General features: G+C 58.8%; 18 protein-coding genes and 1 tRNA gene. 14 read left to right on the forward strand and 5 right to left on the reverse strand.

The annotated features are described in order from the left end of the window. Window positions 1-7 precede the first annotated feature (7 nt). Genes rbsK through QF039_RS07050 form a run of 3 tightly spaced genes read left to right on the forward strand, consistent with a single transcriptional unit; the run spans window position 8 to window position 2,381 of the window. On the forward strand, window positions 8-925 hold the full coding sequence (rbsK, locus tag QF039_RS07040; protein WP_008438691.1) for a ribokinase: 918 nt from the start codon (window positions 8-10) through the stop codon (window positions 923-925). Then, window positions 922-1,326, forward strand: coding sequence for a D-ribose pyranase (gene rbsD / locus QF039_RS07045; protein ID WP_177028847.1), 405 nt, complete (start codon window positions 922-924; stop codon window positions 1,324-1,326). The genes rbsK and rbsD overlap by 4 nt, the downstream gene beginning before the upstream one ends. A 26-nt stretch (window positions 1,327-1,352) precedes the next feature. Then, a complete protein-coding gene (locus tag QF039_RS07050) occupies window positions 1,353-2,381 on the forward strand; it encodes a nucleoside hydrolase (protein ID WP_003219953.1) in 1,029 nt (342 codons plus the stop codon). A 33-nt stretch (window positions 2,382-2,414) separates the two neighbouring features. Here the strand turns inward: QF039_RS07050 and QF039_RS07055 are convergent, their stop codons facing one another. Then, window positions 2,415-2,627: a hypothetical protein gene (locus tag QF039_RS07055; RefSeq protein ID WP_003219951.1), complete on the reverse strand. Its 213-nt coding sequence runs from the start codon at window positions 2,625-2,627 to the stop codon at window positions 2,415-2,417. Window positions 2,628-2,769: 142 nt separating this feature from the next. Between QF039_RS07055 and QF039_RS07060 the strand changes: the two genes are divergently transcribed. Continuing rightward, the gene (locus QF039_RS07060; protein ID WP_008438689.1) at window positions 2,770-3,075 is read left to right on the forward strand and encodes a hypothetical protein; all 306 of its coding nucleotides are present in this window, start codon (window positions 2,770-2,772) and stop codon (window positions 3,073-3,075) included. Between the two features lie 147 nt (window positions 3,076-3,222). Then, window positions 3,223-3,543 (forward strand): I78 family peptidase inhibitor, encoded by a 321-nt coding sequence (locus QF039_RS07065; protein ID WP_008438688.1) that lies wholly within the window; start codon window positions 3,223-3,225, stop codon window positions 3,541-3,543. Window positions 3,544-3,615: 72 nt separating this feature from the next. Here QF039_RS07065 and QF039_RS07070 read toward each other — a convergent pair whose 3' ends face one another. Continuing rightward, the gene (locus QF039_RS07070; RefSeq protein ID WP_003179963.1) at window positions 3,616-3,828 is read right to left on the reverse strand and encodes a cold-shock protein; all 213 of its coding nucleotides are present in this window, start codon (window positions 3,826-3,828) and stop codon (window positions 3,616-3,618) included. Between the two features lie 289 nt (window positions 3,829-4,117). Then, window positions 4,118-4,432, reverse strand: a complete 315-nt coding sequence (locus QF039_RS07075) for a hypothetical protein (RefSeq protein ID WP_080673250.1) — start codon at window positions 4,430-4,432, stop codon at window positions 4,118-4,120. Window positions 4,433-4,796: 364 nt separating this feature from the next. Here QF039_RS07075 and thrS point away from each other — a divergent pair, with 364 nt between their 5' ends. The 9 genes from thrS to QF039_RS07120 all read left to right on the forward strand — a co-directional run bounded on the left by thrS (window position 4,797) and on the right by QF039_RS07120 (window position 12,250). Then, complete coding sequence (gene thrS, locus QF039_RS07080) at window positions 4,797-6,719, forward strand: threonine--tRNA ligase (RefSeq protein ID WP_307517209.1); 1,923 nt, start codon at window positions 4,797-4,799, stop codon at window positions 6,717-6,719. Beyond that, the gene (gene infC / locus QF039_RS07085) at window positions 6,719-7,270 is read left to right on the forward strand and encodes a translation initiation factor IF-3 (RefSeq protein ID WP_169875357.1); all 552 of its coding nucleotides are present in this window, start codon (window positions 6,719-6,721) and stop codon (window positions 7,268-7,270) included. The genes thrS and infC overlap by 1 nt, the downstream gene beginning before the upstream one ends. A gap of 59 nt (window positions 7,271-7,329) precedes the next feature. Then, window positions 7,330-7,524 carry a 50S ribosomal protein L35 gene (gene rpmI, locus QF039_RS07090; RefSeq protein ID WP_002553160.1) on the forward strand — a complete coding sequence of 65 codons (195 nt, stop codon included), beginning with the start codon at window positions 7,330-7,332 and terminating at the stop codon, window positions 7,522-7,524. A 28-nt stretch (window positions 7,525-7,552) separates the two neighbouring features. Continuing rightward, window positions 7,553-7,909, forward strand: coding sequence for a 50S ribosomal protein L20 (gene rplT / locus QF039_RS07095; RefSeq protein WP_003219940.1), 357 nt, complete (start codon window positions 7,553-7,555; stop codon window positions 7,907-7,909). Window positions 7,910-8,018: 109 nt separating this feature from the next. Next, window positions 8,019-9,035 carry a phenylalanine--tRNA ligase subunit alpha gene (gene pheS, locus QF039_RS07100; protein ID WP_003219939.1) on the forward strand — a complete coding sequence of 339 codons (1,017 nt, stop codon included), beginning with the start codon at window positions 8,019-8,021 and terminating at the stop codon, window positions 9,033-9,035. 26 nt (window positions 9,036-9,061) lie between these two features. Beyond that, entirely contained in the window at window positions 9,062-11,440 is a 2,379-nt protein-coding gene (pheT, locus tag QF039_RS07105) for a phenylalanine--tRNA ligase subunit beta (protein ID WP_307517210.1), read from the forward strand. Between the two features lie 3 nt (window positions 11,441-11,443). Further along, window positions 11,444-11,746: an integration host factor subunit alpha gene (ihfA, locus tag QF039_RS07110; RefSeq protein WP_002553164.1), complete on the forward strand. Its 303-nt coding sequence runs from the start codon at window positions 11,444-11,446 to the stop codon at window positions 11,744-11,746. After that, window positions 11,727-12,083, forward strand: a complete 357-nt coding sequence (locus tag QF039_RS07115; protein ID WP_003219935.1) for a MerR family transcriptional regulator — start codon at window positions 11,727-11,729, stop codon at window positions 12,081-12,083. Before ihfA ends, QF039_RS07115 begins: the two co-directional genes overlap by 20 nt. A gap of 90 nt (window positions 12,084-12,173) precedes the next feature. Beyond that, window positions 12,174-12,250, forward strand: a tRNA-Pro gene (locus tag QF039_RS07120). Window positions 12,251-12,290: 40 nt separating this feature from the next. On the opposite strand, the gene QF039_RS07125 is transcribed toward QF039_RS07120, so the two are convergent. Beyond that, the gene (locus QF039_RS07125; protein WP_178912538.1) at window positions 12,291-13,133 is read right to left on the reverse strand and encodes a CmcJ/NvfI family oxidoreductase; all 843 of its coding nucleotides are present in this window, start codon (window positions 13,131-13,133) and stop codon (window positions 12,291-12,293) included. A 28-nt stretch (window positions 13,134-13,161) separates the two neighbouring features. Next, window positions 13,162-13,902, reverse strand: coding sequence for an SDR family NAD(P)-dependent oxidoreductase (locus tag QF039_RS07130; RefSeq protein WP_008431768.1), 741 nt, complete (start codon window positions 13,900-13,902; stop codon window positions 13,162-13,164).

The following is a 13,902-nucleotide window of genomic DNA, read 5'->3' on the forward strand; positions in this document are numbered from 1 at the left end:
CTGATGTATGCCAGCAAAAGTAGTGGTAATAGGCAGCCTGAACATGGACCTGGTCACCCGGGCCAGCCGGCTGCCCCGCGCCGGTGAGACCCTGATCGGCCAATCGTTTTCCACCGTTCCCGGCGGCAAGGGCGCGAACCAGGCGGTCGCTTCGGCGCGCCTCGGGGCTGAGGTCGCCATGGTCGGCTGCGTGGGCACCGATGCCTATGGCGCGCAATTGCGCGACGCGTTGCTGGTGGAGGGCATTGATTGCCAGGCCGTCAGCACCGTCGACGGTTCCAGCGGCGTGGCGCTGATCGTGGTGGATGACAGCAGCCAGAATGCGATCGTTATTGTCGCCGGTAGCAATGGCGAGCTGACCCCAGCCAAATTACAGGCATTTGACAGTGTGCTGCAGGCTGCCGACGTGATTGTCTGCCAGCTGGAAACGCCGATGGAGACTGTCGGCCATGCCCTCAAGCGCGGTCGCGAGCTGGGCAAGACGGTGATCCTGAACCCGGCGCCGGCCAGTGGTCCGCTGCCCGAGGATTGGTACGCCGCCATCGACTACCTGATTCCCAATGAAAGCGAAGCCTCGGCCTTGAGCGGCGTGGTGGTCGACTCGCTGGACAGCGCCAAGGCCGCCGCCACACGCCTGATCAAGGCCGGTGCTGGCAAAGTGATCATTACCCTCGGCTCCGAAGGCGCGTTGTTTGCCGATGGCCAAGGCTTCGAGCACCTGGTCGCGCCCAAGGTCAAGGCGGTCGATACCACGGCTGCCGGTGACACCTTCGTCGGCGGTTTCGCAGCCGCGCTGGCCAACGGCAGGAGCGAGGCCGAGGCCATTCGTTTCGGCCAGGTAGCCGCCGCGCTGTCCGTGACCCGCGCGGGTGCGCAACCCTCTATTCCCACATTGCATGACGTCCAAGGTTTTGTGCCCTCATGAAAAAGACTCCCTTGCTCAATATCGCGCTGTCGCGGGTGATCGCATCCCTTGGCCATGGCGACATTCTGGTGATCGGTGATGCCGGCTTGCCGGTGCCGCCGGGTGTCGAGCTGATCGACCTGGCGCTGACCAAAGGCATTCCGGATTTCGTCAGTACCTTGCGCATCGTCCTCAGCGAGATGCAGGTGGAAAGCCACGTGCTCGCGGAAGAAATCCTGCTCAAGCAACCGCCGGCCCTGGCGGATCTCAATACCCTGGCCGAACAGGCCGCCCTCGGCGAGCGCCGCCTGGTCAGCCATGAAGAGTTCAAGCAGCTCAGCCGCAAGGCGAGGGCGGTGGTGCGCACCGGCGAGTGCCAGCCCTACTGCAATATCGCGCTGGTTTCCGGCGTAACGTTCTAGAATTCCCCAACGACAAGGAGTGCGTCATGCAACGTGGTACCCAAACCCTGCGACACCTGTTCCGGAGTGTGCTGCTTTTGTCCGTGCTAACTGCTGCAAGCGCCCACGCGGCGGAAAAGATCGACCTGATCATCGACACCGATCCCGGTGCCGACGACGTGGTTGCCTTGCTGTTCGCCATGGCTTCGCCCGATGAACTGCAGATCCGCGCGCTGACCACCGTTGCCGGGAACGTGCGCCTCGACAAGACCTCCCGCAACGCACGCCTGGCCCGCGAATGGGCAGGGCGCGAGGACATCCCGGTATATGCCGGTGCACCGAAACCGATGCTGCGCACGCCGATCTACGCTGAAAACATCCATGGCAAGGAAGGTATCTCCGGCGTCACCGTGCATGAGCCGAAAAAAGGCCTGGCCGAAGGCAATGCCGTTGATTACCTGATCAAGACCCTCAGCACCGCCAAGCCCCACAGCATCACCATCGCCATGCTCGGTCCGCAGACCAACCTGGCGCTGGCATTGACCCAGGCGCCGGAGATCACTCAAGGCATCAAGGAAGTGGTGGTGATGGGCGGCGCGCACTTCAACGGCGGCAATATCACGCCGGTGGCCGAGTTCAACCTGTTCGCCGACCCGATCGCGGCCGAGATCGTGCTCAAGAGCGGCGTCAAGCTGACCTACCTGCCGTTGGACGTGACCCACAAGGTCCTGACCAGCGACGCACGCCTGAAGCAAATCGCTGCGCTGAACAACAACGCGAGCAAGGTGGTGGGCGATATTCTCAATGAATACGTCAAGGGCGACATGGAGCACTACGGCATCCCGGGCGGCCCGGTGCATGACGCTACCGTCATTGCCTACCTGCTCAAGCCTGCGCTGTTCAGCGGCCGTGAGGTCAACGTGGTGGTGGACAGCCGTGAAGGCCCGACCTTCGGCCAGACCATCGTCGACTGGTACGATGGCCTGAAACAACCGAAGAACGCGTTCTGGGTTGAAAATGGCGATGCCCAGGGCTTCTTCGATCTGCTGACCGAACGCCTTGGTCGCCTGAAGTAAACAGCCTGCCGGTCGACGTTCGTCGGCCGGGTCTTATTCGCGCTCGGGGTCTGGCGCCCCCATGTGATCGGCCGGGTATTTCTCGAATACCTGGCCGATGAATGCCTGCGCGGCCTGTGTGCCCAGTTCCTTGACCAGCAGGTCGATACCGATGATTGCCAACTCCTCCGGGCTGCCCGGGCTGTAGGAGCTTTGCCCGTGGGGCCACTTGGCTTTGATGTCGGCGTGGATCGTGACGATGGTCATGGGTGTCTCGCGAGGCTGAAAGGCGGTTAGTGCGTTCTGCGTGTGGAGTTAACCATTTTGCGCCGTGTTTGGCACTGCTACTTAGGCATGAGGGGAGGGCTGTGCGACACTGTCCGCCTGTTTAATTGCCAGGGCAAACCGCGTGCAGATCGACTTGAACAACCCCGACAACCTGACGCTGGACGCTGTGCGGCAGCTGCTTGCGTCCGCCAGTGACAACGTTCACACCCAATTGCGCGTTACCAAGGCCGGCATTGCCTACATTTCTTCGGGCGTGGTGGGTGGCGTCGATATCGACGGCCTTCTGTTCCGCCTGGAGACCTGGGCGGCGGGTTCGGGGTATGTCGGCAACGTCGCAGCCAGCGACGAGGTGTGGGTGATGCAGATTTTCAACGCGCTCAAGCAGAACTGGCCAACGCCGCCGTTTGATTACATCGACATCTACTGAGTGCGTTCATATCTGGTGACGATTGATTCGCCAGCGCCCGGTGTCGACTCAGGCAGACTGGCCCACAGCCAATTGTGACAATTCTGAAACCAATCGGCCAAACCACGGTCGCACGATCTCTGTCCATTTTTTCTCAAAGGAGGCTTCATGCCTTGGAAGCTCGCATCATTCGGTACTTTGTTGGCTGCGCTCGCCTTGTCGGGTTGCAGCACCCCGGGTACCTCTGAGCCAGCCAAAGACACTGCCGTGACCGATGCTGGTCATAGCCGCTGTGAGGCGAAGGCTGCCGAGTTCGCAATCGGCCAGAAAGCTTCGCCACAATTGCTGGAACAGGCCCGTAGCCGCGCCGGAGCGCAGAACGCACGCATTCTCAAGCCAGATGACATGGTCACGCTGGAATACCGCTCCGATCGCCTGAACCTCAATACCGATGACAACCTTGTGATCAATCGGGTCAATTGCGGCTGATTGCTCCAGCGCTTTTCTCCAGGCCATAAAAAACCCCGTCACATGGACGGGGTTTTTTTAGTTCGGCGCAGATTACTCTGGGCGAACCTGTGCAGCTTGCATACCCTTTTGGCCTTTCTCAGCCACGAAGGAAACGGTTTGGCCTTCTTTCAGGCTTTTGAAACCGTCGCTTTCGATAGCTTTGAAGTGTACGAACAGGTCGTCACCGCCACCTTGAGGAGTGATGAAGCCGAAGCCTTTTTCATCGTTGAACCATTTAACGGTGCCGGTTTGGCGATTAGACATGGTGTATCTCCAAGAAACATATATTTTCAGTAGTGCTGTGCTGCTCAGGCCAACTGGGCACACCGAGCTATCATAGTCGAAATGTTCGGCTTGGGAGCCCCCCCAAGGCATTGTTTGCTAATCAATCGCGTTGTGTTTCATGCCTTGGTTGGCTGAAAGTCCCGATCTACGGGGCTTTCAGGCGAAATATCAGCTGTTAAAAAAAGCCGTAAAAGCTGCGTAATTTGTGAGAAATGGCAGTTTTCATGGCGATTTCTGGTCCTTCAGCCGGTCTGGCAGGGTGTAAAAATTACTTTTTCTTCACGACTTTGCAGGACGAAATAGCCGTCACAGCTTTGGTCTTGAGCGCAGGATCTGCGTTCTGGTTGGTCATGAGTTCCTTGATTTCGGCACTGCTCAATTCGGCATTGATTTTGTCCGCGCCACATTCACAGTGGTCTTTGGCGGTTTTGGCATCAACACTTTGCTGGGCGGCTGCGCTGCAATCCTTGATGAAGCTGTCCCGCGCACCGGCAGGCCAGTTCGACGGGGCTGCGGCGTGCGCACCCAGGGACATGAGCGTCAGGGATGCAGCAAGGGCGAAAGTCGAGGTAAAACGCATAATCAAATGCTCCTGGAGTCGTGGACGAACGGCGATTCTCGGTGTGTTTGAGGGTTGCCGTACAGTTCAAGTTCACTTTTGCCCTTAAAAGCCGGGAATTTTCGTTTCGTGAAGCGGCTTCGGCGCCATGACCGTTCATCTGTGCTAGCATCTTCCGCTTGGCTATTTTCCGGCGCGCCCTATGCCGCCTTGCCAAGGTCTTTTTTGTTTAACTCCAGTCACTCTGGTTCGATTATCGGTTGGCCGAAAGGCTCCTGCCGCTGTAAGGCAGGCGTTCATCACTGAACGGCCTGGTATTGGATCTTGTACTGGCTCATCCCAACCCACGTGACCTTTGGTAGGGGTCACCACTAGGAGAGGAGGCGCCATGCCAACTATTACTCTTCCCGACGGCAGTCAACGTTCATTCGATCATTCGGTTTCCGTAGCCGAGGTCGCTGCATCCATTGGTGCCGGCCTGGCCAAGGCCACCGTGGCCGGCAAGGTCGACGGCAAGCTGGTTGACGCCAGCGACCTGATCACCGGCGATGCCAGCCTGCAAATCATCACGCCCAAGGATCAAGAGGGGCTGGAGATCATTCGCCACTCTTGCGCGCACCTGATTGGCCATGCGGTCAAGCAGCTGTACCCAACCGCGAAGATGGTCATCGGCCCGGTCATCGACGAAGGCTTCTATTACGACATCGCCTACGAGCGTCCTTTCACCCCGGACGACCTGGCGGCTATCGAACAGCGCATGCACGCGCTGATCGAAAAAGATTACGACGTCATCAAGAAAGTCACTCCGCGTGCCGAAGTGATCGACGTGTTCACCGCCCGCGGCGAAGACTACAAGCTGCGCCTGGTGGAAGACATGCCGGACGAGCAGGCCATGGGCCTGTATTACCACGAAGAATATGTCGACATGTGCCGTGGCCCGCACGTGCCGAACACACGCTTCCTCAAGTCGTTCAAGCTGACCAAGTTGTCCGGTGCCTACTGGCGCGGCGACGCGAAGAACGAACAACTGCAGCGGATCTACGGCACTGCCTGGGCTGACAAGAAGCAGCTGGCGGCCTACATCCAGCGCATCGAAGAAGCCGAAAAACGCGACCATCGCAAGATCGGCAAGCGCCTGAACCTGTTCCACCTCCAGGAAGAAGCGCCGGGCATGGTGTTCTGGCACCCGAACGGCTGGACCCTGTACCAGGTGCTCGAGCAGTACATGCGCAAGGTTCAGCGCGACAATGGCTACCTTGAGATCAAGACGCCGCAAGTCGTTGACCGCAGCCTGTGGGAGAAATCCGGGCACTGGGCCAACTACGCCGACAACATGTTTACCACCCAGTCGGAAAACCGCGACTACGCCATCAAGCCGATGAACTGCCCGTGCCACGTACAGGTGTTCAACCAGGGTCTGAAGAGCTACCGCGAGTTGCCGATGCGCCTGGCCGAGTTCGGTGCCTGCCACCGTAACGAGCCATCGGGTGCACTGCACGGCATCATGCGCGTGCGCGGCTTCACTCAGGATGACGCCCACATCTTCTGCACCGAAGAGCAGATGCAGGCCGAATCCGCTGCATTCATCAAGCTGACCATGGACGTGTACCGCGATTTCGGTTTCACCGAAGTCGAGATGAAGCTGTCCACTCGTCCGGAAAAACGCGTCGGTTCCGACGAACTGTGGGATCGCGCCGAAGCTGCACTGGGCGCAGCGCTGGACAGTGCGGGGCTTGCATACGACTTGCAGCCGGGCGAGGGCGCGTTCTACGGTCCGAAGATCGAGTTCTCGCTGAAAGATTGCCTTGGTCGCGTCTGGCAGTGTGGTACCCTGCAGCTCGATTTTAACCTGCCGATCCGTCTGGGAGCCGAATACGTCTCCGAAGACAACAGCCGTAAGCACCCGGTTATGCTGCACCGGGCGATCCTCGGCTCGTTCGAACGGTTCGTCGGGATCCTGATCGAGCACTACGAGGGTGCATTCCCTGCGTGGCTGGCTCCGACCCAGGCAGTGATCATGAATATCACTGATAAACAGGCAGATTTTGCCGCTGAAGTTGAAAAAACTCTCAATGAAAGCGGATTTCGTGCCAAGTCCGACTTGAGAAATGAAAAGATCGGCTTTAAAATCCGCGAGCATACTTTGCTCAAGGTTCCCTATCTTTTGGTTATCGGAGATCGGGAAGTCGAGATGCAGACTGTCGCTGTGCGTACTCGTGAAGGTGCTGACCTGGGCTCGATGCCCGTCGCCCAGTTCGCTGAGTTCCTCGCGCAAGCGGTTTCCCGGCGTGGTCGCCCAGATTCGGAGTAATTATTATTAAGCGTGAAATGAGACAAGATAAACGAGCTGCACCGAAAGCCCCGATCAACGAGAATATCTCGGCACGCGAGGTTCGGTTAATTGGCGCTGACGGCGAGCAGATTGGCATCGTCTCGATTGATGAAGCGCTTCGTATTGCTGAAGAGTCCAAATTGGACCTGGTGGAAATCTCCGCCGACGCAATCCCACCCGTTTGCCGGGTGATGGACTACGGCAAGTCGATCTTCGAGAAGAAGAAGCAGATTGCCGCGGCGAAGAAGAACCAGAAGCAGATTCAAGTAAAAGAAATCAAGTTTCGTCCAGGGACGGAGGAAGGGGATTACCAGGTAAAACTGCGCAACCTGGTACGTTTCCTGAGTGATGGGGACAGGGCCAAGGTATCCTTGCGATTCCGCGGCCGTGAGATGGCCCACCAGGAGCTGGGGATGGAACTCCTCAAGCGGGTTGAAGCTGACCTGCTCGAGTACGGTTCGGTCGAACAGCATCCTAAGATGGAAGGACGCCAGCTTATTATGGTCATCGCCCCGAAAAAGAAGAAGTAATCAATAGGGCACGGCAGGCCTTCTGATTATGTTTATCAACTGAATGCGGAGTACCGAACATGCCAAAGATGAAAACTAAAAGTGGTGCTGCTAAGCGGTTTCTGAAAACTGCTAACGGTATCAAGCACAAGCACGCTTTCAAGAGCCACATCCTGACTAAAATGTCGACCAAGCGTAAGCGTCAACTGCGCGGTAGCAGCTTGCTGCATCCGTCTGACGTGGCAAAAGTCGAGCGCATGCTGCGCCTTCGTTAATTTTAGTCAAGAATAGAGGAAGTAACTCATGGCTCGTGTAAAGCGTGGCGTCATGGCGCGTAAGCGCCACAAGAAAATTCTGAAACTTGCTAAAGGCTACTACGGCGCGCGTTCACGCGTATTCCGTGTTGCCAAGCAAGCGGTTATCAAGGCTGGCCAATACGCCTACCGTGACCGTCGTCAGAAAAAACGTCAGTTCCGCGCTCTGTGGATCGCTCGTATCAACGCTGGTGCACGTGTTAACGGTCTGTCCTACAGCCGTTTCATCGCTGGCCTGAAAAAAGCGTCCATCGAGATCGACCGTAAGGTTCTGGCTGATCTGGCAGTGAACGAAAAAGCGGCGTTTGCTGCGATTGTCGAGAAAGCTAAAGCCACCTTGGCTTAAGTACCCCCGACAGTCACCCTGGGTCGCTTCCGCGGCCCACGGTGTTAAACGTCTTAAATAGGGGAAGAGCCTTCAAGCTCTTCCCCTATTTTGTATCTGGAGTCTGTACATGGAAAACCTGGATGCGCTGGTCTCTCAAGCACTAGAGGCTGTGCAAAGCGCAGAAGATATCAATGCCCTGGAGCAAATCCGGGTTCACTACCTTGGCAAAAAGGGTGAATTGACTCAGGTGATGAAGACCCTGGGGAATTTGCCGGCTGAAGAGCGTCCGCAAGTCGGTGCGCTGATCAACGTGGCCAAGGAGCGTGTTACAGAGGTTCTCAATGCGCGCAAGGCGTCGCTCGAGGAGGCTGATCTTGCGGCCAAGCTCGCCGCCGAATCCATTGACGTGACCCTGCCTGGCCGTGGCCAGACCTCGGGCGGCCTGCATCCGATTACCCGGACTCTGGAACGTATCGAGCAGTTCTTCACCCACATCGGCTACGGCATTGCCGAAGGCCCTGAGGTCGAAGACGACTATCACAACTTCGAGGCGCTCAACATCCCAGGCCACCACCCGGCCCGGTCGATGCATGACACCTTCTATTTCAACGCGAACATGCTGCTGCGCACCCATACCTCGCCGGTACAGGTCCGCACCATGGAATCGCAGAAGCCGCCGATCCGCATCGTCTGCCCAGGCCGTGTGTATCGCAGCGACTCCGATATCACCCACTCGCCGATGTTCCACCAGGTCGAAGGCCTGCTGGTTGATCGCGACATCAACTTCGCCGACCTCAAAGGCACCATCGAAGAATTCCTGCGGGTGTTCTTCGAGAAGGAGCTGGCGGTACGTTTCCGTCCTTCATTCTTCCCGTTCACCGAGCCATCCGCTGAAGTCGATATGGAATGCGTGATGTGCAGCGGTAAAGGCTGCCGCGTCTGCAAACAGACCGGCTGGCTGGAAGTGATGGGTTGCGGCATGGTTCACCCCAACGTGCTGCGCATGTCCGGGATCGATCCGGAAGAATTCTCGGGCTTTGCCTTCGGCATGGGCGTTGAGCGTCTGGCCATGCTGCGTTACGGCGTGAACGACTTGCGTCTGTTCTTCGACAACGACTTGCGGTTCCTCGCGCAATTTCGCTAGTCGTAACGGATCTTTAGGAGAGCAGGATGAAATTCAGTGAACAATGGCTGCGTGGCTGGGTAAGCCCGCAGGTAAGTCGCGACGAGCTGGTTGCTCGTCTGTCGATGGCCGGCCTTGAGGTCGATAGCGTTACGCCGGCCGCCGGTGTTTTCAGTGGTGTGGTTGTGGGTGAGGTGCTGAGCACCGAGCAACACCCGGACGCTGACAAGTTGCGTGTGTGCCAGGTCAGCAACGGCGCGGAAACCTTCCAGGTCGTGTGCGGAGCGCCAAACGTGCGCCCGGGCCTGAAAATCCCGTTCGCCATGATCGGTGCCGAGCTGCCAGGCGACTTCAAGATCAAGAAGGCCAAGCTGCGTGGCGTTGAGTCCAACGGCATGCTGTGCTCCCAGGCGGAACTGCAGGTCGGTGAAGGCAACGATGGCCTGATGGAACTGCCGGCCGATGCGCCAGTGGGCCAGGACATCCGTGTCTACCTGGAACTGGAAGATGCCAGCATCGAGGTCGACCTGACCCCGAACCGTGGCGACTGCCTGTCGCTGGCGGGCCTGGCGCGTGAAGTCGGCGCACTGTACGCCGCGAACGTGACCCGCCCGTTGGTTGCAGCGGTACCTGCCGTGCACGACGAAGTGCGTTCGATCGAAGTGCTCGCCCCCAATGCCTGCCCACGTTACCTGGGTCGCGTGATCCGTAACGTCGACCTGTCCAAGCCAACCCCGCTGTGGATGGTTGAGCGCCTGCGCCGTTCCGAAGTGCGCAGCATCGACGCTGCCGTCGACATCACCAACTACGTGATGCTGGAACTGGGCCAACCGCTGCACGCCTTCGATCTCGCCGAAATCAACGGCGGCATCCGCGTGCGCATGGCCGAAGAAGGCGAGAAGCTGGTACTGCTCGACGGCCAGGAAGTTAGCCTGCGTGCCGACACCCTGGTGATCGCTGACCATTCCCGCGCCTTGGCGATTGCCGGCGTGATGGGGGGTGAGCACAGTGGCGTGTCCGCAACCACTCGCGACATCTTTCTCGAAAGCGCTTTCTTCGATCAGATCGCCATCGCTGGCAAGGCCCGTTCCTATGGCCTGCACACCGACGCCTCGCACCGCTACGAGCGTGGCGTGGACTGGCAGCTGGCCCGTGAAGCCATGGAGCGCGCCACTGGCCTGCTGCTGGAAATCACTGGCGGCGAAGCCGGCCCGATCATCGAAACCGTCAGCGAACAGCACCTGCCGTCGGTTGCACCGATCATCCTGCGCGCCAAGGCCGTTGAGCAAATGCTCGGCCTGGTGATCGAGCCGGTTGAAATCGAGCGCCTGCTGTCGGCACTCGGCCTCGGCATCTCGGCCGGTGAAGCAGGGCAGTGGCACGTAGAAGTGCCAAGCCATCGCTTCGATATCAGCCTTGAAGTCGACCTGATCGAAGAACTGGCCCGCCTGTACGGCTACAACCGCCTGCCGGTTCGTTACCCGCAAGCGCGCCTGGCGCCGCAGCCGAAAGCCGAAGCCCGTGCACACCTGCCGGAACTGCGTCGCCTGCTGGTTGCCCGTGGTTATCAGGAAGCGGTGACCTACAGTTTCATCGATCCAAAGCAATTCGAACTGTTCAACCCGGGTGTCGAGCCGCTGTTGCTGGCTAACCCGATCTCCAACGACATGGCCGCCATGCGCTCGTCGCTGTGGCCGGGTCTGGTGAAGGCGCTGTCCCACAACCTGAACCGTCAGCAAGACCGCGTGCGCATGTTCGAAAGCGGGCTGCGTTTTGTCGGTCAGCTGGATGGCCTGAAACAAGAGCCGATGCTGGCTGGCGTGGTTTGCGGCAGCCGTCTGCCGGAAGGCTGGGCACAAGGTCGCGACACCGTCGACTTCTTCGACGTCAAGGCCGATGTGGAAGCGGTGCTGGGCTTTGCCGGTGCGCTGGATGCCTTCACTTTCACCCCTGGCAAACACCCGGCGTTGCACCCGGGCCAGACCGCCCGTATCGAACGTGAAGGTCGCCTGGTGGGCTTCGTTGGCGCGATTCACCCGGAACTGTCGAAAACCTTGGGGCTGGACCGTCCAGTCTTCGTTTTTGAGCTAGTCTTGGCTGAAGTGGCCTCGGGCAAAATGCCTAAATTCAGCGAGTTGTCGCGTTTCCCTGAAGTACGACGTGATCTGGCGCTGATTGCCGATCAAGGTGTTGCGGCCAGTGCTGTTCTGGACGTAATCCGTGAAAATGCAGGGGAATGGCTGACAGACCTCAGGCTATTTGACGTCTATCAGGGTAAAGGCATTGATCCGCATAGAAAAAGCCTTGCAGTTGGCTTGACCTGGCAGCATCCATCGCGCACTCTTAATGACGATGAGGTGAATACGACGACGCAAAATATCCTCACCTCGCTCGAACAAAGGTTGAACGCCACGTTAAGGAAGTGACGTATGGGGGCTTTGACGAAAGCTGAGATGGCGGAACGTCTGTATGAAGAGCTGGGCCTGAACAAGCGCGAGGCCAAGGAATTGGTCGAGCTGTTCTTTGAAGAAATCAGGCACGCACTTGAAGACAACGAACAGGTCAAATTGTCCGGTTTCGGCAATTTTGACCTGCGGGACAAACGCCAGCGGCCTGGCCGCAATCCAAAAACGGGAGAAGAAATCCCGATCACGGCTCGCCGTGTGGTCACCTTTCGTCCAGGGCAGAAGTTGAAGGCCCGAGTTGAGGCTTATGCTGGAACCAAGTCATAACGACGAACTGCCCGTCATCCCAGGCAAACGCTACTTCACCATTGGTGAAGTCAGCGAGCTTTGTGCGGTAAAGCCGCACGTGCTGCGCTATTGGGAGCAGGAGTTTCCTCAACTCAACCCCGTCAAACGCACCGGGAACCGTCGGTATTATCAGCGCCAGGATGTGCTGATGATCCGACAGATCCGTGCGTTGCTGTACGACCAGGGGTTTACCATCAGCGGCGCGCGCCAGCGTATGTCCGGTGATGAAGCCAAAGACGACACCACCCAATACAAGCAAATGATCCGCCAGATGATCTCCGAACTCGAAGATGTGCTGGTGGTTTTGAAGAAGTAATTCCGGCTTTTAAAATACTTCCACATTTCAAAAGCTTGCGGTATATTCCTGATCGCTTCGTTGCGAAGCGAACCCAGTAACACGCCTAGTCGGGGCGTAGCGCAGTCCGGTAGCGCACTAGCATGGGGTGCTAGGGGTCGAGTGTTCGAATCACTCCGTCCCGACCATATAATTTAAAAAGGCCGCGAGATTTATCTCGCGGCCTTTTTATTTGCCTGCATTCCCAAAAAACACCAACGCCCGCACCTCGATACTCCTCCTTGGCGGTGCATCCACCGGCGTAGTCGGGTCATCAAACGCCGTATGCGCGCTGCGCCTCGCAACATCGCTACGCGAGTCATGGATCTTCAACAGCAGCACCTCATCCGGCCGCAACTGCGGGTAGTAATACCAGCGATGTGCGGGATTGGCCTTGACCGAAAAAGTCTCGCCAACCTTGTCCCGATACACCAGGTCGCTGGGCAGCAAGTCGCTCTCGGCCATGCTTTGCGCATCGCACAGGGCGAGTGGGGTACTCAGGACCGGCGCACCAATCGGCCGCCAGACGTTAATAATCGCAAACCGTTCCAGCAGCCGCTGTTCAGCCTCATCCGCAGGCAAATGATCACGTACCCTGCGAATCGCCGAGCGCTCGGTCTGGTCGTTATGCACGTACCGCACCGGCTCACGCAGCCCGCGGTCCTCGCGTCCAGGCTCGTCCACCCGGATGGTGTGGTCGAAGATCACCACTTTCACCGCACCGGTCTGTTGCTTGAGCAAGGCTTCGGTTTCCGGATAGTAGTGTTCACGGACCTGATCATCGTTTTCCAGGTCAGGCACCGAGCTGGTGTGGTCGATCCTTTCGAAACCGTTGCGATCCAGACAAGCCGGTTCGTCGAGCGACCGGGCGTTGTGAATACTCACTTGGGTGGGGTCCAGCACGCCGTTGCGCTTGGGTGTGCCGTCTGGCTGCGGGAAGGTGTAGTTCACCGGTCGCTCGCCGGTGTCCAGCAGGTAGTTGAGTTCGCCGATGACCGATGGCGGGGCGAGATGAGTCTGATGAGTTCCCATGAACAATCCTCCAGGCGTGAGGCGGTTTTCAGAAGGGTTCCTTGAAGGGCCGCAGGTCCAGTTCCTGGGTCCAGGCGCTGCGCGGTTGGGTGTGCAGGTACCAATAGGCGTCGGCGATGTCTTCGAGTTTCAGCGCACCGTCTTCCCCCAGTCGCGCCAGGTAATCCGGGGCCCGGCTTTGCACGCGCTCACCGTCGATGGCGCCATCGATGACCACATGTGCGACGTGCACGTTTTGTGGGCCGAACTCGCGGGCAAATGACTGGCTCAGTGAGCGCAGTCCCGCCTTCGCGGCAGCAAAGGCGGCGAACGGTGGCTTGCCTCGCAATGAAGCGGTAGCCCCGGTGAACAATAGGCTGCCGCCACCACTGGCGAGCAGCAAGCGGGTGGCCTCGCGGGCAAACAGGAAGCCACCCAGGGTCGATGCCCGCCAGGTCTGCTCGAACAACTGCGCGCTCAACTCCAGGGTGGGCGCTGCGACGGAGTTGCCGACATTGAAGATCGCGGCCTTGAGGGGGCCCAACTGGCTGATCTGCTGGCTGGCGGCGATCACCTCGGACTCGATTCCCGAGTCCGCCACGATAGCCACCGCTTCCCCGCCGAGCGCACGGATGCCCTCGACCACGGCCTGCAACTTGTCCGGGCTCCTGCCGCTGACAGCCACCTGCAAACCCTCCCGCGCGAAGCGTCGCGCCAGCGCCGCTCCCAGGCCGGCCACGGCACCCACACCGGCAATCCACACCACAGGCTCGGATCGAGACTCAGACAT

Source organism: Pseudomonas sp. W2I6, assembly GCF_030815935.1.
Lineage (GTDB): Bacteria > Pseudomonadota > Gammaproteobacteria > Pseudomonadales > Pseudomonadaceae > Aquipseudomonas.